Annotated in this window: 14 protein-coding genes; 9 read left to right on the forward strand and 5 right to left on the reverse strand. The window is 53.1% G+C overall.

Annotated features, from left to right (window positions below; all coding sequences use genetic code 11):
• Positions 1-16 precede the first annotated feature (16 nt).
• Both AB9F29_RS12160 and AB9F29_RS12165 read right to left on the reverse strand, forming a co-directional pair.
• Entirely contained in the window at positions 17-1003 is a 987-nt protein-coding gene (locus tag AB9F29_RS12160) for a sulfotransferase (protein WP_369755857.1), read from the reverse strand.
• Entirely contained in the window at positions 993-2888 is a 1896-nt protein-coding gene (locus AB9F29_RS12165; RefSeq protein ID WP_369755858.1) for an alginate lyase family protein, read from the reverse strand. The genes AB9F29_RS12160 and AB9F29_RS12165 overlap by 11 nt, the downstream gene beginning before the upstream one ends.
• Positions 2889-3099: 211 nt before the next feature.
• On the opposite strand from AB9F29_RS12165, the gene AB9F29_RS12170 reads away from it, so the two are divergent.
• On the forward strand, positions 3100-4350 hold the full coding sequence (locus AB9F29_RS12170; protein WP_369755859.1) for a glycosyltransferase family 4 protein: 1251 nt from the start codon (positions 3100-3102) through the stop codon (positions 4348-4350).
• Positions 4293-5456, forward strand: coding sequence for a hypothetical protein (locus tag AB9F29_RS12175; RefSeq protein WP_369755860.1), 1164 nt, complete (start codon positions 4293-4295; stop codon positions 5454-5456). Before AB9F29_RS12170 ends, AB9F29_RS12175 begins: the two co-directional genes overlap by 58 nt.
• On the opposite strand, the gene AB9F29_RS12180 is transcribed toward AB9F29_RS12175, so the two are convergent.
• On the reverse strand, positions 5453-6694 hold the full coding sequence (locus tag AB9F29_RS12180; RefSeq protein WP_369755861.1) for a lipopolysaccharide biosynthesis protein: 1242 nt from the start codon (positions 6692-6694) through the stop codon (positions 5453-5455). The two genes, AB9F29_RS12175 and AB9F29_RS12180, sit on opposite strands and share 4 nt — an antisense overlap.
• Positions 6695-6860: 166 nt before the next feature.
• Between AB9F29_RS12180 and AB9F29_RS12185 the strand changes: the two genes are divergently transcribed.
• The gene (locus AB9F29_RS12185; protein ID WP_369755862.1) at positions 6861-7976 is read left to right on the forward strand and encodes a glycosyltransferase family 4 protein; all 1116 of its coding nucleotides are present in this window, start codon (positions 6861-6863) and stop codon (positions 7974-7976) included.
• On the opposite strand, the gene AB9F29_RS12190 is transcribed toward AB9F29_RS12185, so the two are convergent.
• Positions 7973-8677, reverse strand: a complete 705-nt coding sequence (locus tag AB9F29_RS12190; RefSeq protein ID WP_369755863.1) for a sugar transferase — start codon at positions 8675-8677, stop codon at positions 7973-7975. The two genes, AB9F29_RS12185 and AB9F29_RS12190, sit on opposite strands and share 4 nt — an antisense overlap.
• A gap of 417 nt (positions 8678-9094) precedes the next feature.
• The gene (locus AB9F29_RS12195) at positions 9095-10825 is read right to left on the reverse strand and encodes an arylsulfatase (protein WP_369755864.1); all 1731 of its coding nucleotides are present in this window, start codon (positions 10823-10825) and stop codon (positions 9095-9097) included.
• Between the two features lie 543 nt (positions 10826-11368).
• Between AB9F29_RS12195 and AB9F29_RS12200 the strand changes: the two genes are divergently transcribed.
• The 6 genes from AB9F29_RS12200 to AB9F29_RS12225 all read left to right on the forward strand — a co-directional run bounded on the left by AB9F29_RS12200 (position 11369) and on the right by AB9F29_RS12225 (position 21076).
• Complete coding sequence (locus AB9F29_RS12200; RefSeq protein WP_369755865.1) at positions 11369-13156, forward strand: tetratricopeptide repeat protein; 1788 nt, start codon at positions 11369-11371, stop codon at positions 13154-13156.
• A gap of 144 nt (positions 13157-13300) precedes the next feature.
• Positions 13301-13771 (forward strand): MarR family transcriptional regulator, encoded by a 471-nt coding sequence (locus AB9F29_RS12205; protein WP_335584556.1) that lies wholly within the window; start codon positions 13301-13303, stop codon positions 13769-13771.
• Between the two features lie 47 nt (positions 13772-13818).
• Positions 13819-15036 (forward strand): efflux RND transporter periplasmic adaptor subunit, encoded by a 1218-nt coding sequence (locus AB9F29_RS12210; RefSeq protein WP_369755866.1) that lies wholly within the window; start codon positions 13819-13821, stop codon positions 15034-15036.
• Positions 15033-18164, forward strand: a complete 3132-nt coding sequence (locus tag AB9F29_RS12215) for an efflux RND transporter permease subunit (protein WP_335584554.1) — start codon at positions 15033-15035, stop codon at positions 18162-18164. The genes AB9F29_RS12210 and AB9F29_RS12215 overlap by 4 nt, the downstream gene beginning before the upstream one ends.
• A 162-nt stretch (positions 18165-18326) precedes the next feature.
• A complete protein-coding gene (locus AB9F29_RS12220; protein WP_369755867.1) occupies positions 18327-20288 on the forward strand; it encodes an OmpA family protein in 1962 nt (653 codons plus the stop codon).
• 185 nt (positions 20289-20473) lie between these two features.
• A complete protein-coding gene (locus tag AB9F29_RS12225) occupies positions 20474-21076 on the forward strand; it encodes a hypothetical protein (RefSeq protein WP_369755868.1) in 603 nt (200 codons plus the stop codon).
• The last annotated feature ends 301 nt before the right edge of the window (positions 21077-21377 follow it).

Below are 21377 nucleotides of genomic sequence, written 5' to 3' on the forward strand. Positions count from 1 at the left end.
AAACGCGGGCTGGAAACTACTTTTTGAAGGCCAAATTCAAAAGACGACGCCGCCTATCGTTGTTAAAAAGGTATTCTGAAAACAGAAGAGACGTTGAGTTTTTAACGATGTAGAGGGCCGCGCCAAAATCGGACATTCTGATCCCAATTTTTGCCGCCGCCGGAAATCCAAGGCGTGTCGCTGACTCTGCACATATTTTCTGCGCCAATCGGCTTTCCAACCCAGTTACATTTTTCTTCGGTTTTGTGCCACTCATTGAGGAATTTTTCCCCAAACCTTCGAGAGAATTTGGCAGGGCTGTCAATCGCAAAAACCTTGCGAAGGCCTCACTTGTTTTGGGTGTATCACCCACCAAATCTTCGTAGCGGATAAACTGAAACTGTTCCGGCTTCTCTTTCAGCCAGAATTCCGTGCTGGCTGCGGCTTTTTTCCATGCGTACGCCAACACCACTGGGTTATAGCGCCGCCGATCATGCCACCACCCCTCGACATTTTTATAGGACGCCAAGACCGCATTTGGTTGCCGTAATTGACAGACGACCAAAGCTTGCGGAAAGCCCGCGTAAATACGATCCAAATGTTGGTGGTCCTGAGGCGTGTTCCACCCCCAGCGCGTCGCCCCCGCGAGAGTCGCCGCACGCTCAAATATCATGTGGAGCACGTCGCTCCACAACAGAAAATCAGGCCATTCTGCACAGATCAGTTGTTTCAGCTCTCCGAGGTTATCCAGCGAAAGGTGGATCGGTTGCTCAAGTGTTTTGCCAACTTCTTGTGTGCTGCGAATTTCCAAAATGCGGTAAACCCATTGCGCAACGCGAAATGCCTCGTCGCTGGTCAACGGTTCCCATAGGTTTTCTGCATCAATTTTTTGGAGGACGTAGAAATCATTAACGATAAACACTGAAGGGTCTTCATTGAGCAGGCGGGTCAAAATTGTTGAACCACTGCGTGGTTGTCCAACGATGACGATGGGATCATTTACGAATGTGGAATTAGGCGGCATCAATAGAAACCTTTGTTTCCAGCCAGCCGCTTTTCAGGTCGTTTGGAGCGAAGCGCGCTCTAAGGGAGCACGTCGTTTCTCGTGTGCCAAAGCTACCCGAATAGGCAACCTCCTCAATCAAAAAATGCACGCGGGATCCGGAGCGCCGAAGCGTATCATCAGGTCGCAACCAAAGCTCGACACCAGCAATTTTTTTCCCATCCCGTAGCAAATCTACACTGCCATTTTCTCTTAAATTGACAGCGATCGAGGGATGTAAAACATAGGTCAAGCATACCTCTTCGAGCCCCCTTTTTGGTGTTCCCAGCAATTGGTCGCGGATCGAATAACCATAAGGCGCATCAAGAGCCAATTTGCGTTCATGGATGACCCCGAAGGGTTTTTTATAGCCATCATGTCGCCCCACAGCACACAACCCGCCCGCCGTCTGCGACATTGGCACACGCTTTGCACGCGCGGGATTAGACCAATTGAACGCACCCGAAATTTTACTTTGATCCTTGGAGGACAGGCAAAGCGTGTTGTGCTGCATGGTCCCTCTGAACATGTCGCGCGCCTCACCACCCGAGTGATATAGATACGTTCCCGCATCAACAAACACGGGTTGATCATTGAGATGCCACCAAACTGAAAGCGCATCGGCATGTCCGTGCGCCGCAATCGACAGATGCCCGAGGGGACCATGGTCGAGCGCGAACAGGCTTCTGAGACCCTTCCCGGAATGTCGAAAAACACTGTAGCCACCCTCGTCGAAAAAACCCGCTCCTTCTGGCGATGGCCCTGCCGCAGGTGCGCGGCCCGTCCAAATCTGACGTAAGTGGGCGCGATCCTTGGGTGGCGCATACTCTGGACAATCTGCAATTTCTGCCAAAGAAGAAAGGATGTTTCGCACATAATCCTCCTCCCGCGCACCACCTGAAAGAATGACCCGCCCCTCATCATCATCCCCAATGCGCGGAACATTTCCGCCCTCATCCATCATCCAGCGCAGATGTTTCGCCGAAGACTTTAAACGGTTCATAACTTGAGGTTCGAACTTTTCACCCTGATGGCACGCCATGTTTAGAGCAAGCAGCACCCATTCTAGCGCAAAACAGGAATAGGTGGGGGATTGCTCGGCCCCGACACCATCCTCGTGAATTTGGCACGATATTTGCTCGCCGAGTTCAGCAAACGCCTTGTCCGCAAGGAGTTTCGCCTTATTTAGACGCGGCATCAGTCGACCAAGGATATAGGTTGCTGACAGTTCGGCGATCAAATGGTTATTCGCGGAGGAATATTTGGACGGATACCTGTTGAGCCAAACCAAATGAGCGTTCAATGTTTTGACAAGTTTTAACTTTAGGTTTTCGGGGATATTTTCTTGTCCAAGAAGCGAAACCGCCGTCGTAAAACTCATAATTCTAAGGGCCAACTCGATGCCGGAATTCCAATTTACCCCTAGAAAAGGCGGATTGGAGTCGATCCAACTTTCCATCACTTCGAGGCAAAACCGCAGGTCTTCTTTCTGACCTTTTGCTCGAAACAACGCAGCAGCGACGGGCAAAATTTGCAGCCGATTCACTTCCCATGTGTATTTAATGTCGCCACGATCAGAGCGATGCCGATAAGCGACGTCGAAACAATATTTCTCGCGCTCCCATTGCTCGCCGCTGACGGGATCGAAATGCCATAAGTCCGCAAGAGGCACCGGATCCCATGAGCGCCCAAGATAGTGCCAGCGACCGGTCCGCGCACGCGCGACTTCTGTTTGCCATTCTAGCCAACAATTTTCGGCAACCTCTACAAACGTTTCTTGGGAAAATTCAAACGGGGCGAGGGCTCCAAAATCACCGGCCTCAAGCGTAAAAGTACGCCCAGCCCGGCGCAGAAAATGCTCTCTCATCCGATGCACAACTTCTCTGGGGGACATTGATTTCAACCGGTCGAAGTACCACCTCAATTTTGACGACAATTAACTATCCCCATGCACCTCTAGACACTTTTACCCCGAAACTTGAGAAACTCTCCCAAGTCAGTAAGATTAAATATCAATCTAGGGATGTATTCGCTATACCTTAAGTAGAATTTCTCAATAATATGTGACCGTCTCATAAATGCCAGAACCCACCCAATCCCCCGCTTTTACCTCTTTCGAAGAGTTGCAGGCTTGCGCGCCCCTCAAAGAGCGCAAAGTTCTCATCATCGTCGAGAACCTCCCCGTTCCCTTTGATCGACGCGTCTGGCTCGAAGCCCGCACTCTTAAGGCAGCAGGTGCGGTTGTAAGCGTCATTTGCCCAACGGGAAAAGGGTTCGATAAACGGTACGAAGAGATTGAGGGCATCCATGTTTATCGTCACAGCCTCCCTTTGGATGCAAAAGGGGCGCTTGGGTATTTGGTTGAATATGGGGCCGCGCTGTTTTGGGAAAGTTACCTCGCGTGGAAAATCCTTTTCAAGCACGGTTTTGATGTCATTCACGGATGCAACCCCCCCGATCTCATCTTCTTGGTCGCGTGGCAATTCCGCTTGCTTGGGCGGCGATTTGTTTTCGATCATCATGATATTAACCCCGAACTCTATGAGGCAAAATTCAACAAGCGCGGTTTCTTTTGGAAGCTGATGGTCCTGTTCGAACGGGTCACATTTGCCAGCGCGTCGGTGTCAATTGCCACCAATGAAAGCTATCGACACATCGCAATCGAGCGTGGGAAAATGCCGCCAGACGACGTTTTTGTCGTTCGCTCCGGTCCTGACCTTACGCGCGTAAAATCCGTAGACCCCGTGGAGTCGTGGAAAAACGGGCGCGACTATGTTGTCGGCTATGTTGGCGTTATGGGCGAACAGGAGGGCATCGATCTGTTGCTGGAATCCGTGCGTTATTTGGTCCACGTTCGACGGCGGCGCGATATCCAATTCGTCCTTGTTGGCGGCGGGCCTGCCCTTGATGATTTGAAAAACCTCTGCGCCGACATGGGGCTTCAGGATTACGTCACCTTCGCCGGACGCGCGCCAGATCAAGAGTTGTTCGAAGTTCTTTCCACATCCGCGATCTGTGTAAACCCTGATCGCGTGAACCCGATGAACGATAAATCCACGATGAATAAAATTCTAGAGTACATGGCTTTTGGCAAACCCATCGTGCAATTCGATGTGACCGAAGGGCGTTTTTCGGCGGGTGAAAGTTCGCTCTATGCGCTTTCAAATGACATCGTAGATTTTGCGCAAAAGATCGAGGACCTCTTGGATAATCCTGACCGACGGGCGGAAATGGGAGCCATCGGGCGCGAACGGGTCGAGAGAAAATTTGCGTGGCCGCACCAAATTTCATCCCTCATTTCGGCCTACCTTCGCGTCTTGAACAAATGATCAACGTCGCAATCGGCGCACAGCTCTTCCTGCTGCTCGGTTTTGACTATTTTCCGGCAGCATTGCGTCTGGTTTTGGCAGGCGGAATTAACCTGCTCTACATTTTTGCGATTGTCGCCTATCTCCAACGCACAGGCGATCGCAAAGACCTTATTTTGTTTCTACCAGTCGGTATTTTTGTATTCATGGGCCTTGTCGGCCTTGCCCTTGAGCAAGTATCGCAGACACAAAACCAAGCATCCATCCTTGCGGCAGTCCGGCAACTTTCCCCCTATGTTGCCCTCATTGCGCTCGTTATTTGCCGCCGCGAAATCTCCCCTGCGCTTCTTGCCATTTGTGCATTTTCTATACTCGCATCGGCGGCGCTTCACGCAGTCTTCTTGCCAAACGTTTTCCTAAACAATAGCCAACGTTTTGCACCGTTTTCGACAAACCTCCATGCCTCAGGATATGCGCTCGTTGGCACGCTCCTCCTCTTCTGGTTTTTGTATACGTCCGAGAGGCTCAAACCCGTTTGGTTTATCCTCTTCGCGCTCGTGTGCTTGTTCCTGTTGAATGGGAATGGTGTGCGTACACCCATCTTGTTTTTGCTCTTCTACCTCGGCTTTGAGATGCTTTTGTCGAACCCGTTTTTGCGGCATAACCGCTCTGTAATTTTGGTTCTCTGTGCTGTTACGCTCGTCGCCGTTGCAGCAGTCGCCATGACAATTAACCTGTCCGTTTTCAACCAGTTTTCTAGTGGCCGCTTGAGCAATTACGGCGAGCGGTTCGACTTACTTAATCAGCGCGACCTTCAAACGCTTCTGTTCGGTACGGGGCCTGGTTCTGACCTTTTAAAAACCTCTACTTGGTGGTGGGATGAGAAGGACTCCCACAGCGACGTTCTAAAGATTCTTTGGGGCGGCGGGGTACTCGGCCTGATAGTATTCCTATGGTTCTGGCTGCTAGTGGGCTTGCGAAATCAGGGGGCACTTCTCGCTCTAAGCCTCGCGCTTCTTGCGGCGTCATGTGTCTCTAACGCGTATCTTTCTCGCCCAAATTCGGCATTCTTGCTGTTTGCATTTGGCGCGGCTCGACAGGCGTACCTTGAGCGCAAAACCGTTTAAAAACCTTTGCGGCGCGCCACCAAACTAAGCCCTAGATCCCGAAGGGCAAAGCCCAGAAGTATTGCAATTGCAATTCCAACGCTCCCCCAAATCGGCCCCGCCAAGAACGATACCACGACAACGCAGATCAGTCGCAGAACTGAATATTTTCGGACAATTTTTGCCTGTCCAGACATCAGAAACACATTGCTCGCGGGCCCAAACGCCGCGTTTAGAAACGAGCCAAATGCGATGAGGGAAATTGGCAAAACCGCCACGCTATAGGAAGCTGGAAAGGCCCACCCAATTAAAACGCCTCCTCCCAACGTGCAGAAAAGGACATAAACAAAGGAGGGAATTCCAGCCAATAATCCAGCTTGTTTGCGTGCTTTGTTGAGACCCAAAATATTGTTATCTTTTGACAAGCGCGCATAGGCAGGGCTGAACGTTGCGCCAACGGAACTTGTCAGAAGGGACGGTAAGGTGCCAAATCGAAGAGCAACCTCGATGATGGCCGTGCCACCCGCACCCAATATAGCTGTCGCCAAAAATATGGGGGCACGCATCGCCAAAACCGTAAATATTTGCGCTTGAAAAATGCTCCATCCATCGCTCAATAATACCTTAATGGATGCGCGATCTACACTCCCGATCGGGCCGCCACCAATGAAAAAACGGATGAGAATTTGAATCGCCAATGTGAGCCATCCTGCCCACAAGAGTGCATGTAACGTGTCGTTTCCGTTCAGTGTTCCATTCAAATAGGCAGGCATAAGTGCCAAGAAAATAAAGAGCTGAAGCCCGATTGATTCTGGCACTTGGGCAGCCAAATTGTGCCCCAACCCTCTTACCTGTCCTACCAAAAGACCGATCAACACATAGGCCGGTGCCGCCATGGCAAAAAGAGTAGCGTTTTGGGCACCCAAAAGACCTAACTTTTGCGCGCATAGGACACAAATGGAAATGAGGATACCCGAAGCCATTGCAATCACAATTCCAGCGAGGCTCAACTTTTGCGCCGCCGTGGAAACTCGTCTGCCATCCATGGTCCCTGCGATTTGACGCATTGATGCTTGATCAACTCCAAAGGACCCAATTGCGCGCACTAGCCCGAGAGCGGCGTACATCAAAGCAAACTGCCCCATTTCCAAGAGGGTTAGGTTTCGCGCTAAAAAGATTGTCGTCGCAAGCTGCACCCCGACACCTAATGCACGAATTCCCATGAGAGTAATCGACGAAATAACCAAAGAATTCTTCATTTCGCCCTAACTACAAACAACGCTACGCATTCACGGATTAACAATATACAACCAGAAGGAGAAGAGATAGAACAATGCTGCCCTGTCGCCAAAGTAACCCTTTATTATGGAGGGAATTTGAGACCAAAGCGAGGGAGAGCGTATAAACATTTAGGACTAGTAAATAGTGAATACTTCTGGACTCCCGGGGCACAGCATACTTTGCGGTCCTATAGCGCCAAAAAAGGGTGTGTCTCGTGGTGGATACGAGACCGCAAATCGTCGCACAATTTCCCTCCTCGAAGCTGCGGGCTGTCACGTGGATGCGTATGCCTATCCGGATACTCTCGGGAAAGGTTTCCTTCCAAGGGCAATTTCTTACTTCCTGAATTTTCTAGCGCTGCGCAAAAAATTGATCCAACGGCAGGCCAAAGGCAACGCAATACCATTTCACATCACCCCTTTATTTAAGCAGTTTATTCTACCGGAGTTCCTTCTGATGCGTCGTGCAAAACGCCTTGGAATGCGCATCGTTTTGGATTTGCGAGCTGGAAACAAAGCGAGCGATCGCGCACGTTTTGGGAAAACATATCGTAAACTTTTTGACGGCTGCATAAAATTGGCCGACGTGGTTTCTGTTGAGGGGCGGGAATATATTCCCCTTATTCGGTCAATAGCTCCCGATATTGAGGCCACCTATCTTCCGAACTTTGTGGATGGGGAGAACATCGCGGAAAAACCCCCTACACGGAGTTCAGAGGTTTGTCGCCTCGTTTATGTGGGAACCGTATCAGAGGCAAAGGGCGTGCCTGATCTTATCAATGTCGCGGATCATCTGGTGCAAATTGGTCTGCCCGTGCAGCTGGATATCATTGGTCGACCCACCAAATCCTTTCGGAAAGAATTTGAGAGAAAATGTAAAGACCGACCCTATGTCATGGGACACGGCGCGCAGAGCTTTGAATATGTTCGTACATTCCTTGACCAAAGCCATTTTTTCGTTTTTTTAACGAAGTGGCCCGGCGAGGGTCATTCAAATGCTCTCACCGAGGCTATGGCGCGCGGATGCGTTCCTGTTGCGACCCAGCATGGCTTCAATCAGTCAACGATTTCGGACTGTGGCATCATCATCAAGGATCGCGTTGAAACAGTCGAAATCGCGTCACAAATTGCGCAACTCTGGTCGACTCCGTCTTTTGATGTCCTTGCCGAAGCTTCGATCAATCGTATTCGCACTCAGTTTGGCGAAGACACGGTACGCGCGATCCTACGGGGATTGTATTGGCCTGACGCGCAGACCTAATGGCCGGTTTTCTTGAAAACGACGGTCACTGTCTTTAGAATGAGGCATAAATCCATCCAGAAGCTTTGGCGATCATTATACGTGTTGTCGTAAGAAATGCGGCTCAGAAAGCTAGAGGTGCCACGCCCTTCAATTTGCCACAATCCGGTAATCCCAGGCCGAAGATTATAGTAGGAATGCCCGCCAGCCGCACGATAAAGCGTGTCTTGGTTTTCCATGAAGGGTCTTGGGCCGACGAGGCTCATATCGCCTTTAACCACGTTCCAAATTTGGGGTAGCTCATCTAAGCTCGTTGCCCGCAGGAAGCGACCAATTGGGGTAATCCGTGGATCATTTTCCAGCTTTTGGTTAACCCGCCATTCCTCTGCAACTTCAGGATCGTCCTGACAGAGAGCTTCCAACGTTTTTTCCGCATCCAACACCATAGTGCGAAACTTGTAGCACCTAAAAACCTTACCATAGCGACCCACCCGGTTTTGATAGTATAGACCCGGACCGCCCCTTGAGGCCAACATCCAGAGGATTGCAAGAACCGGCACCAAGATCGGCAAAACAACCATCGCGAACCCCAAGTCAAAAAGCCGTTTTGGGTAGGTTGGAGGGGTACTTATTTGTGCCCGATGGTGTGTTGGATAGTAGCGAACGTCACTAGAGACATAAGCTGTCTCGCAAAAGTCTACATTATCAGTATGGTCTTTCATTCAATAGGCCTCGATCGCCCGAAAAACGAGCATCTCACTCCATAACCACCATAGGTTGTGTAGCCCAGCGCGTTCAACGAGTCGAGAATTTTCTCAACAATTTTATAAATTTATTGTTTGTTTACTTACTGTTAACCAGTATTAACAAATGGTAAAGTTTAAACCCTACTGATCTATCTTTTCGAAACGGACCCAGCCCTTGGTTGCGCTGTCGGGAAATTCCGTCCGGAAAGGTCGAGGGTTTTGGCCGGGAAACTAATCTAAATGCCGGATCGGAAGCACGCTTCACGACTAAATCCAGTCAAAATGGGTGTAGATCAGCGGTTGGCAAGGGCCGTTCTCTGGCTAACATTTCGCCCCGCCGGTATAGGAAATGACCGGCGGGGCGAGTTGGTTCAGTGGAAACCTGAGCTGTGCCTATTGGCCAGCGTGGCTCGAAGTATTCAAGTTCTTCACCTGCTTAATGACATCTTCGAGGTTATAGCTCGAAGGATCCTGCATCGGTGGGAAGGTGTGGTAGGTCTCAAGTTCTCTGAGCCACAGCGCTTGTCCGATGGGCAATAGATTCCAGTCATACGCATATGCGGTGACCGGTCCTGCGAGCGCGCCGCCGACACCCTGAAGTGTCTTCAACTGGCTACCGACCGACGTTTCGAACGGATCGCGTTTGATGTTGACGATTTGGGTCCAGTGGTAGGGCTGCACCCCTGTCGTGAAGCCTGCGGGGTCGTCGGACACCATCGCGAAGTACATCTTCCAGTTCCTGTAACGCACTGCCGACGGGTCTTTACCGGAGTAGTACATGAACGTGTCACGTGCGGCGGTATCGGACTCGCCCAGAAGGTAGTCGCGCTGGTTAACCCCATCGAGCGTGGTCTTGACGATGCCGGGATAGGTACCTTTTTCGATCTGAGCCCGCAGGTCATTCTCTTTCGGACCACCTGCTAAATCGACCAATGTTGGCAACCAATCAAGCGACGCGAAGATGTCATTTAACACGGTGCCAGCCTTGATGTGGCCAGGCCAGCGGATGACAGCAGGCGCACGCATGCCGCCCTCCCAAGTGGTCAGTTTGCCTCCCTTGAACGGGGTCACGCCACCATCGGGGAAGGTGATTGTTTCCGCGCCATTGTCGGTTGTAAAGACGACGATTGTGTTATCAAGTTCGCCCATATCTTCGAGCTTCTTCAACACATAGCCGATATTGTCGTCCATCTGCTTCATACCAACTTCGTTGGCGCCCCAGTCCTTGCCACCTTTGGTGCCAAGCATGTCGGCGTATTCGTCCGACAGAACTGTGGTGATGTGCATACGTGCGGGGTTGTACCAAACAAAGAATGGTTTGTTAGTTTTCTTAGGATCGTTGCGATCAAGGAAGTCGATAACTTTGGCCGAGATTTCCTCGTCCACGGTTTTCGAACGTTCCAACGTCAGCGGTCCCTCATCGGTACAGGTCTGGTTGGCGGCTGTACCGTCGGAGGACGTACACGCGATAACGGGGCGTGGCGGCGTCAGACAGATTGTGGTCGTGGGATCAACGGCACCGGGAACCTCGGCAAGGCCAGGGATTGATGTGTTTTTACAGGCAGGCGCAATCGCTTGATCTGTAGGGCCGGCATTGATGTCGGGGAAACTTACGCCCTGCATCGCGTCGAGATGATAGAGATAGCCCCAAAACTCCTCAAACCCATGCGCCGTTGGTAAGGCATCGGTATGGTCGCCGAGGTGGTTCTTGCCGAATTCACCAGTTGAGTAGCCAAGATCGCGCAAGAAGACCGCAAGCGACGGTGTTCCGGGTTGAAGGTAGCTCGGGCTACCGGGAAGCTGCGGCATGATCATGCCGGTTCTGAGGGGCTGCATACCGGTGAAGAAAGCGTTGCGACCGGCGGTGCAGCTTTGTTCAGCGTAATAGTCGGTGAACATCGCGCCTTCGTTGCCGATACGGTCGATATTGGGAGTCTCGCCGACCATCAGGCCGCGGTGATAGATCGACGGCTGCATCCAGCCAATGTCGTCACCCATGATGAATAGAATATTAGGTTTGGATTGTTCTTGCGCCAAAGCGGGTACAACCGCTCCGGTAACTGTCAATCCAAACGCAACTAAACCCGCATGGGTCAGAATGCCTTTAGAACTAGCGCGTCTCATGTGTTTCTCTCCTATTGTTTTTAGATAAATTCTCGTAATCGATAAAAATTCTCAGCTCAAAGAGGCCGAGTAATACATGGGTCACTGACTTTCCCTAACTATTTAAATCCCACGATTTTGGATTGGAGGACGCTGCGAATTTCCGCTTCTAGTTCGTCCATAATTCGGTGGTACTCTTGGGCTCTATTGAGGCCATCGTTTTCTACTTTTCGCCAGTGATGAAACGCAGCCGTCGCTTCCTCAAAGTCCATACAGGCACTTCCAAGGCTTTCATTTTCGGCGCAAAGCTGTTGAATAGCCCTCTCATACTCCGGAAACTTGCATATTATGGCGGCGAAATTCGACACGGCACATACTTCCGACTTTACGGCAGATAATCCTGACTTGCGGGAATACTGCGCTGATTATTTGTTGTTTACCAAGGTTCGTACTGTACGTACCCCCTTCGGATAACGCCGTTTGATGGCGGATATTTCTCGTGTTGCCAGTACATTCGTGCAACATTCCAGTTATTGTCAGGAAGGCAGATAAGGTGATCGTGCAATGCCGGAAAACAGCGACCGTTCAGGCTACAAAAACGCAAATTTACAGGATGGCCCGTCGGCCAACGACGTGCGCGCACAGCTTGAACGTGTCCTCGACAGTTCCGTTTTCGAAGGCAGCGCCCGTCGGCGTGCACTGCTCCGTTATCTGGTTGAACAAACGCTTCTGGGCCATTCCGAAAAGCTGAAAGGCTATTCAATTGCGCTGGACGTTTTTGATCGGGACGAAAGTTTCGATCCGGCGTCTGATCCCGTGGTACGACTTGAGGCTGGCCGTTTGCGCCGCTCGCTTGACTCCTTCTATGTCAATTGTGGCAATCAAGACTCGGTGCGGATCAACATCCCCAAAGGGGCCTATGTCGCAGAATTCGCTTGGCTGTCGGGGCCTTCCAAGCAGGTTTCCACACCCGATCCCGACGCGGTTACGCCACAGGCACCTGACGATGGCAAAACGGGTGGACTTGGCCGCAAGTTCAAAACAGCCGTCCTTGCCACTTGCGTCCTTTTGGGGTTTGCAGGCGCGCTATTCTGGTTCGCCTTTCCGGATGGCAAATCTTCCCCAAAGGACGTTCGAGGAGCGACCGTTATAGTTTTGCCCTTCGCAGCGCTGGACCCTAGTGGCGCAACTCACTTGTTTGCCGCCAGTTTCGCGCAGGATCTAGTCGCGGATTTGATGCAGTTTCCGGACCTTCGACTTTTTTCTGCTTCAACCAGCTTTCAACAGGCAGCGGATGCAGATCCAGTTGCGCTTGGTCGGGAATTGGGGGTTTCCTATGTTGTCTACGGCAATATCCAAACGGATTTGGACAAGCTCCTGCTCAAAGCGCAGCTTGCTGATGCCGCTACGGGTGAGGTCTACTGGAATGGTCGTTTTGAGCGGCAATTGGCACCAAGCGATCTTTATGGCTTGCGCAGCGAATTGTCCTCCGCCGTCGCAACGGCCCTTGGCGAACGCAATGGGGTCTTGAATGTCACAACGCTGGATCGGTTAACCACAGATAGAACGTTCGGCATGGAGAATTACAAATGCGTCTTGCACGCCTATGCGTACCGCAGAACATTCGAGGAAGCGCTTTTTGCCCCCGCACTGGATTGCCTCAAGGCAGCCCGTATACGCGCGCCCAACGACGCCGAAGTGTGGGCAATGCTTGGCTACCTAAACCTTGATGCGACCCGTCAAGGCGTGGTTCCCGCCAGCGAGCATCCGGCATACATGGCCGAGGCGCAAAGAGCAGCAACGCGGGCTCTGGAGTTGGAACCCAACAATCAACACGGTCTCGAGGCGCTCGCGACAATCGCGTTCTACACCGGCGATTTTGATACCGCAGAACAGTTGCAACGCCGCGTGGTTGCGGCCAACCCTCATGATCCCGAAGCATTGGCCCTGCTTGGTTGGCGTCTCGCGGTGCGAGGCAACTGGGAGGATGGTCTCCCTTACCTCAGGCGTGCAATTGCCCGCAGCGCCAACCCTCCCGGCTGGTACTTTCACCTGATCGCGATTCACGAATACCTTGAGGGCAACTATGCCGATGCCCTCACAGCGGCGGAGCACTCGGCTAAGGTGGGCTCCGCAATCGGTCTATCTCTAGCGGCAATCAACCACGCCAAACTCGGCGATATGAATACCGCACACAAGGAATTGGCCAAAATGGCCCAAGCATGGCCTTTACTGGCGCGCGACCCCGCCGCTGCTTTTAAAAACTTTCAGGCCGAGGAAGAAATAATTGCCGCTTTGATAAACGGCCTACGTGATGCAGGTTGGGAGCCACCTGATGAAACAGCCGAGTGAGCGTAATCCTGATGGATTGCACCACGTGTGGCGGCTCTACTGAAAGGATTGTTCGGTTGTAACTGAACAAACTTGACATATCCAATGCATGCAGTATGTACAGCCTCCAATGTGCAACCCAATCTAAAGGCGGAAGCAATAATTATGTCTCACCACGGTCAAATCGACACCATACGCACCGACTTTATCGAACGCATGGGCGTCGTGGCACAGACCGAAGGCATGCCCCGTATGGCGGGACAGATTTTTGCGATGCTGGTCTTTGACGGGGATGCAATCGCGTTTGGCGAAATTGCCACCAATCTAGCCGTGAGCCGCGCGACCGTCAGCACAAGCATCCGTCTTCTCGAAGACCGTGGATTGATCCGGCGGGTCAACAAGCGGGGCGAGCGGCAGGATTATTTCCAACTGGCCGACGATGCCTATCTCACTATGATGAAGTTCGCGCTTTTGGGAACGCAGCGTGCAAAAGGCGAAATTGACGATGCGATCCAAAACCTTCCCGATGGAACCGAGGACGTGCGCCGCCGGTTGAGCGATTTCTCCGGCTTCTATGACGCGATCAATACTTCCTTGTCAAAAACCATGTCTAACATGCCCAAGACCAAGCCCTGACCAACCAACCGCACGCCTCCCCCTAATAGCCCGAAAGAACACTTGCTATGAAAGATACCTTACCAACTGGCCGCACTGCGCTCGTTTTTGAAAGCGATTCCGGTTCGACTCGATCCAGATGGGTGGCCGGTGGACTGGCGATTGCAATCGTCGCTTGGATGGGGAGCGGTTTCATTTTTCCATCCACTGACACCACACAAAACGCACAGCCCGTCGCGGCCCCCAGAGCCGTCACAGTTGCCGTTCAACGATCGATAGCTGAAACGGTCGAACAGGTTTTCGTTGCCGAAGGTCAGGCCCTGCCCGATCGCGACACAATGATCCGCGCCGAGATTTCAGGGGAAATCAGCGAGGTCTTGGTGGACAAGGGCGTGGACCTCGAAGCAGGGCAAATCATCGCGCGTTTTGATACCGCCTCACAGATCTCAGACTTGGCACGGGCGCAGGGCGAGTTTGCCCGCGCGCAACGCGAATCCGATACCGCTGCTGCCTTGCTCGAACGCGGTGTGGCGACGGCGGATCGTGTGGCCCAGGCCAGCGCAACGTTGGCGGCGGCCCAATCGGGCGTAACCTTGGCACAAGAGGCCATTGGCAATTCCGAAATCCGCGCTCCGTTTGCGGGACGCCTTGAGAGCTTTGATATCGACTTTGGCGAGTATGTCTCGGCGGGCGACAGCGTGGGCCGAATTGTTGACAACAGATCGCTCACCATTCGCATTCAAATACCGCAACAATCCCTGCGTGATATTCAGGTTGGCCAAAAAGCCGACGTTGCCTTCATCACGGGCGCCATTGGTTCTGGGCTGGTTGGTTTTGTCGGCAGCAGCGCCGATGCCGCGACACGGACCTTCATCGCCGAAATCGAGGTTGCCAATGCGGACGGATCGATCCCCGCTGGGATCAGTGCCCAGTTGCGCATTATCACAGGCGAATTGACCGCACATTTCATCTCGCCCGCTATCTTGTCCCTTGGAACCGATGGCGCTCTAGGGATCAAAACTGTGGACAGCGACAACCGCGTTGTCTTCCATAAGGTGGGTATCGTGCGCGCCCAAACTGATGGTATCTGGGTTTCGGGTTTGCCCGATGACGCCCAGATCATTTCCATCGGTCAGGGCTTTGTTAACGACGGCGAAATCGTGGACCCGCAACCTGACACCACCGCAGAGCCAGCCTCCCCCGCGCCAGAAACCGCAAGCCAAGTCAAAGACGGCGCGAACGGGCAAATCATCGAAACGAAACCTAACCAAGAGTCAAACCAATGAACGGCCTGATTGACGCGGCCTTTAGCCGTGCGCGCGTGGTTGTCATGGCGCTGGTTATGATCCTGACCGTCGGGACCTATGCCTATATTTCGATCCCCAAGGAAAGCTCGCCCGAAATCCCCATCCCGATTTTCTATGTCTCGACGGGCCTTGACGGTATTTCCCCAGAAGACAGCGAGCGCCTGTTGGTTGAGCCGCTTGAGCTGGAACTCAGTTCGATCACTGGCCTCAAACAGATGACTAGCAACGCAGGCGAAGGACATGCCAGCGTCCAGTTGGAATTTGAACCGGGTTTTGATTCCGAATCCGCCTTGGACAAGGTGCGCGAAGGGGTAGACCGCGCCAGCTCTGATCTCCCCAGTGACGCGTCTGACCCAACCGTCACCGAAATCAACACAGCACTTTTCCCAATCCTGACCGCAATCCTTTCTGGCCCCGTGCCAGAGCGGACCCTCAATAGGCTTTCCGAAGACCTCAAGGACGAGATCGAAGGGCTTGAAGGGGTGCTTGAGGTTGAAGTGGGTGGCGAACGCACGGAATTGCTTGAAGTGCTGATCGATCCCACCGTGTTTGAAACCTATAATATCAGTTTTGAGGAGTTGATCGGCCAAATTAACCGCAACAACCAGTTGATCGCCGCCGGTGCCATTGAGAGCGGCGCAGGTCGGCTTGTGTTGAAAGTTCCGGGCCTGATTGAGGACATCGACGATATCATGGCGCTTCCGGTCAAGGTGCGCAACAATACCGTCGTTACCTTCGCCGACGTCGCCACAATTCGCCGCACATTCGAGGACCCCAACGGATTTGCCCGTATCGATGGCCAACCCGCACTCGCCCTTGAAATCAAAAAACGCTCGGGGTCCAACATTATCGAGACGGTCGCCGCTGTGCGCGCTTTGATTGAAGAGAAGCAAAAAGACTGGCCCGAAAGCGTCAGCATCAACTATATGCAGGACGAAAGCGAGCAAGTGGAAACGATGCTCAGCGATCTTGAGGCCAACGTCATTGCCGCTGTGATCCTTGTGATGATCGTCATCGTTTGGGCGCTTGGAATCCGGTCTGCGCTGCTTGTGGGCCTCGCCATTCCGGGGGCCTTTCTCGCTGGCGTCACGGCGCTCCTGCTCATGGGCTATACCATGAATCTCGTTGTCCTCTTCTCATTGATCCTTGTTGTCGGAATGTTGGTCGATGGGGCCATTGTCACAACTGAACTTGCCGACCGCCGCTTGCAAGAGGGCGACCCGCCCAAGGTCGCCTATGCCTATGCCGCCAAGCGGATGGCGTGGCCGATCATTGCCTCAACAGCCACAACGCTTTCGGTGTTTTTGCCGCTTCTGTTCTGGTCTGGCACTGTGGGCGAGTTTATGAAATTCCTCCCCATCACGGTGATCCTAACACTGACCGCCTCGCTCTTTATGGCGCTGATTTTCATTCCAGTTGTGGGTGGAATTATCGGCAAGAAACCTCCTCAATCCGCCAAAGACAAGGCCACGCTTTACGCCGCCGAAAAGGGCGATCCGCGCGACCTTAAGGGTTTCACTGGCCGTTATGTCCGTGTCTTGCAATTCGCGATCCTGCGGCCTTGGGCGACACTCATCATGGCGATTTCGTTCTTGATGGCCGCCTTTACCGCCTATGGGCATTTCGGCAACGGCATCAGTTTCTTCCCGTCAGTTGAGCCTGATTTCGCACAGGTCCAAGTGCGCGCCCGCGATAATTTCTCGATCTTCGAGAAGGACGCCTTGGTGCGACGTGTGGAAAATCGCCTGTTCGATTTTGATGAAATCGCATCGGTTTACGCCCGTTCGGGTGGCGGCAATCAAAACGCCGCCGACCTGATCGGAACCATCCAAGTTGAATTCACCGAATGGGATACACGCCGCACCGCAGCCATAATCGGCGAGGAAATTCGCACAGAAATGGCTACGATTCCCGGCATCGATGTGCAAGTACAAACGGCCTCAAACGGCCCCTCGGCAGGAAAACCCGTGAGTTTGCGCGTGCGGGCACAGGACCCCTTGGCGCAAGGCGCTGCGGTGGATGAAATCCGTACAACCATGGACGCAATCGGCGGTTTCACCGATGTCACCGACACGCGCCCCCTACCCGGCGTTGAATGGCGCATCACGGTTAACCGTTCCGAAGCTGCAAGGTTTGGCGCCGACATCTCGACCCTTGGTCAGGCGGTCCAGCTCCTGACCCGTGGCATCACCGTGGCCGATTACCGTCCCAGCGACGCCGATGGCACGGTCGACATCAACGTCCGGTTCCCCTCCGACGAGCGCACGCTTGAGAAGCTGCAAGCCTTGCGCGTCCCGACCTCTGTTGGCCTTGTCCCGATCTCGAATTTCGTGACGTTCGAACCCAGCCCCCGCACAGGTACGATCACCCGTATCGACCAACGCCGTGTCATCAGCATTGAAGCAAATGTCGCCCCCGGTTTGCTCGTCAACGATCAAGTTGTGGCGCTCCAAGCCGCCATCGCCAAGATCGACCTCCCCGAAGGCGTCGAGGCGTCGTTTGCGGGCGAAGCGCAGGATCAAACCGACGCGATGATCTTCCTTGCTGGGGCTTTCGCCACGGCGATCTTCATGATGTTCGCGATTTTGGTGATCCAGTTCAACAACTTCTACCAAGCCTTTGTCGTCATGAGTGCCATCGTGTTTTCAATCGCGGGCGTCCTCTTTGGCTTGATCGTCACGGGCCGCCCCTTCGGCGTGGTTATGGGTGGTATCGGAGTTATCGCGCTTGCGGGCATCGTGGTGAACAACAACATCGTTTTGATCGACACCTACAATGACCTCAAAAAAGCAGGGCTCTCGCCGCTGGAATCCGCCCTCCGCACAGGCGCGCAACGTTTGCGACCCGTGGTTTTAACGTCGGTCACGACGGCGCTTGGCCTGATGCCGATGGTGATTGGTGTGAACATCAACTTTTTCACCCGCGAGATCGTGTATGGCGCGCCCTCCACACAATGGTGGACAGAACTATCCTCGGCCATCGCAGGCGGCCTTGTGATTGCAACTGTGCTCACGTTGATCGTCACACCGGCCATGCTGATGTTGGGGGAGAAAAAGGCGCTCCGTGCCAAGCCGACACTTGGCCGTGTTGAGCCTAAACCTGCCTAAAAGGAACACGGTTTGAACATGCCTCATTAGGAAATGCTGCGCCGCCGTTTTTTTGGCTCGGCGCCGTTTCGCCACTAGGTTGAAATACTCCGCGTGCACTAACGCTAAATGTGGTTCAATCGTCCTCAGGTGCCAATGCGCACCAGAAACTCAGAGGACGTTATGATCAAATCAAACCTGAAATCCGGCACTGCTTTGCTGGTCTCTTTTGCCCTTATAACGCCCACCACAGGACTTGCCCAAACCACAGAAAACCCGTTCCCCTGCATTTCGCCTAGCGGTGATGAGATGGCGGACGCGGAACAGTTCGTCCAGAACTTGCTTGCTACGGGCATCGCTGAGTTGGATGCAGGGACCTGTTCACAGGACGCACTTGATCAAGCACTCGCGAGCGGTGGCGACGCCCTTGCTTTGGCGATTGGCGCTCCTGCTCAAGTCGAAGAACCCGAGGCCGAGGTGGTTGAGACTGCGCCTGCGGAGCCGGAAGTCGCCCCCGAAGAGGTTCAAGTAGATGAGGCTCCCGCACCAGAGGCCGCTATTGAAGCAGCGCCAGAAGTTGTTGAGGAACCCGTCGCGGAAGACTCGGTTGTCGAAGAGGTTGCACCAGACGCAACGGCAGTCACCCCAACAGAAGAAGCACCCATTGTTGAAAAGGTTGCGCCGGCTGAGGAGAGCCCTGTCGTAGAAGAGGCTGCACCCGCTGAGGAGGCCCCCGTCGTGGAAGAGGTCGCACCCGCTGAGGAGGCCCCCGTCGTGGAAGAGGTCGCACCAGTAGAAGAAGCCGTCGTTGCAGAAGAGCCAGTTCCGGCGGAAGAAACCCCCGTTGCAGAAACTCCCACCCCTGAAGTTCAAACTGCTCCCGCCGAAGAAACCCTAACTCCAGAGGTTGCGGATGAAGCTGTGAAAGACGTGGCGCCCGAAGAACCAGCAGCCAAGCCTGCAAACGCAATAGAACCTAAAGCGGCCGAAACAGAAACCGTCGTCGCTCCCGCCGCTCCACAAGAGGCACCAGCTGGTGAAGCTGGCGGCGAAGTTGTCACCGATGAGGAGCGTCAGGCGATTGCTGCTGCAAACGCCCCAACGCAAGTCGAAACCTCAGCTGCGGCCACGACGGGTGTTGCCGAAACTGAAGCGGAGGTCACGACACAGACAATTACCAAGGATGATGTGCGCACAAGTGACGAAGATTTTGAAACATCTGTGAATGAAAAAGCTGAACCCGCGGCGAAAACGACCAGTAAGACCGAAGGTCTGTCAAACTTTGAAAAAGCCCTTCTTTTGGGACTTGGGGCAGTGGTCGTTGGAGCGGTCTTGAACAACGGCGACAAAGTTGTATCAAACTCTGGAGATCGGGTTGTCATCGAACGTGACGGCGAATTGCGTGTGTTGAAAAACGACGATGAATTGCTCCAACGACCTGGTTCGCAAGTGCAAACCCAGACGTTTCAGGACGGTTCCACGCGCACGGTTGTGTCCTATGAAGATGACAGTCAAATCATAACAATTCGCTCTAGAGATGGCACGGTTCTGCGCCGGACAATGATCCGCGCGAGTGACGGCAGCGAGGTCGTGCTGTTTGATGACACACGCGCCATTGAGGCCGTAGACTTTAAGGCGCTGCCCACGTTGGAGAGCCTTGAGAAACAACAACGGGCACAGGATGCGTCGCTTGAAACCGCCTTGCAGCGCGCCTTGTTCGTCGATGTTGGGCGTACCTTCTCGCTGCAACAAATTCGCGACTACAAGCGGGTGCGGGCCTTGGCGCCGCAAGTTGAACTCGACGCCGTTACATTCGCCACTGGCTCCGCAGCAATCGCCCCCAGCCAAGCCGAAGCTTTACGGGATCTTGGGCTGACGATGCGCGATATTATCGAAAAAGAGCCGTCGTCGGTCTTTCTCATCGAAGGGCACACAGACGCTGTTGGCGCGGCGAGTTATAACTTGGCTCTCTCCGACCGGCGCGCTGAAACCGTTGCATTGGCATTGACCGAATACTTTGCAGTTCCTCCGCAAAACCTGATCACTCAGGGCTATGGCGAAGCGGACCTAAAAGTAATGGTGCTCAGCGACGAGCGCGCAAATCGGCGTGCCGTTGTGCGCAATATTTCAAGCCTTTTAAAATAATCCGCAAGTGAACATTCTGTCGGCTCACCGTTTAGGGTGGGCCGACAGAAATCGAGTACTATTGGAAGGGGTATATTATGTGCCAAACCGCCGATAGCATTTCTCGCACCGAAGGGCTGAGTCAGTGTTGATTGACTGGCAAAGGTAATGCAGTGTTAGCAAGTATTTTTAAAAATGGATTTATAATGTCAACTTTTGAAACTCTGGCGAAAGCCTCCTCCATGGGGCATTGGTCGCTCAACGGACGCCAGCAATTGGTTAAGGTAGTCAGCGCTTCTGGTCGCGACTACCTCATGAACAAAAGCGAAGCTGAACGCTTTGGTGGTGGCTATATAACCGAAAAGCGATATCTTTGGGGATTAAACAACCGTCAAATGGAACAAGTTCTAGGCCTTCGTCCCCATGAATTGAAGCATGTGGCCTTTGTCTTTGGGCTTTCGCGTTTGCCGACTTCAGACGAAGTTGATTTCCGTCTGACTGCGGATTTTCCGGACGGCAAATCACCTTTCGAGACGGGCGGCACCATATCTCGTGACTACACGAATGCAAAAACCAAAGCTGAGGCAGAATTTGCAACCGGCAAAGGTAGTACAGATCGCAGCTATTGGCCGGTGGTGGATTTTTATCCAATGGGCTCAGGCATGGTGCCCCAATGGCAGGTGCGCGCTAACGCGAAAATACCAGTTTCTGGGCTGCTCGCAACAGTCACCCAAGATCGGCCCTTCCCGCGCGAAAACGGTTCCGTAAAACCCTATACTCCGCACAACAAAGGACCGATTAGAGTTTAAGCAGAACGTCGTCGTGCTAGTTGTTGAGCGTTGAAAAGGAATCATTTTCCGTCCAAATCGCCTTTCGTGTAACAAAAATTGTGACTCAAGTAGCGGTGCCAAACTATGGTATGAACGAACGCTTGGGCCGTTGGAGACATTATTGGTTGAGAAAAGTCAGAAAATTAGTGTCATAATAACACTGGACCTGTCGCGCTTTAGTGCCGCCCCAAGTGCTCGTTTAAGCCACTTTCCGTTCGAAAGCGACGGGACTTTTCCATCCCAGTGCTGAATGGCGCCGTCGCGGATTGTAGAACCCATT

The organism is Falsihalocynthiibacter sp. S25ZX9 (genome assembly GCF_041205405.1).
GTDB lineage: Bacteria > Pseudomonadota > Alphaproteobacteria > Rhodobacterales > Rhodobacteraceae > Falsihalocynthiibacter > Falsihalocynthiibacter arcticus.

Bases quoted from the DNA above. Each gene is read 5' to 3' on its own strand.
- AB9F29_RS12190 (WP_369755863.1), bottom strand. From the start codon at position 8,677: ATGAAAGACCATACTGATAATGTAGACTTTTGCGAGACAGCTTATGTC.
- AB9F29_RS12170 (WP_369755859.1), top strand. From the start codon at position 3,100: ATGCCAGAACCCACCCAATCCCCCGCTTTTACCTCTTTCGAAGAGTTG.
- AB9F29_RS12165 (WP_369755858.1), bottom strand. From the start codon at position 2,888: ATGAGAGAGCATTTTCTGCGCCGGGCTGGGCGTACTTTTACGCTTGAG.
- AB9F29_RS12160 (WP_369755857.1), bottom strand. From the start codon at position 1,003: ATGCCGCCTAATTCCACATTCGTAAATGATCCCATCGTCATCGTTGGA.
- AB9F29_RS12210 (WP_369755866.1), top strand. From the start codon at position 13,819: ATGAAAGATACCTTACCAACTGGCCGCACTGCGCTCGTTTTTGAAAGC.
- AB9F29_RS12200 (WP_369755865.1), top strand. From the start codon at position 11,369: ATGCCGGAAAACAGCGACCGTTCAGGCTACAAAAACGCAAATTTACAG.
- AB9F29_RS12180 (WP_369755861.1), bottom strand. From the start codon at position 6,694: ATGAAGAATTCTTTGGTTATTTCGTCGATTACTCTCATGGGAATTCGT.
- AB9F29_RS12205 (WP_335584556.1), top strand. From the start codon at position 13,301: ATGTCTCACCACGGTCAAATCGACACCATACGCACCGACTTTATCGAA.
- AB9F29_RS12225 (WP_369755868.1), top strand. From the start codon at position 20,474: ATGTCAACTTTTGAAACTCTGGCGAAAGCCTCCTCCATGGGGCATTGG.
- AB9F29_RS12220 (WP_369755867.1), top strand. From the start codon at position 18,327: ATGATCAAATCAAACCTGAAATCCGGCACTGCTTTGCTGGTCTCTTTT.
- AB9F29_RS12195 (WP_369755864.1), bottom strand. From the start codon at position 10,825: ATGAGACGCGCTAGTTCTAAAGGCATTCTGACCCATGCGGGTTTAGTT.
- AB9F29_RS12215 (WP_335584554.1), top strand. From the start codon at position 15,033: ATGAACGGCCTGATTGACGCGGCCTTTAGCCGTGCGCGCGTGGTTGTC.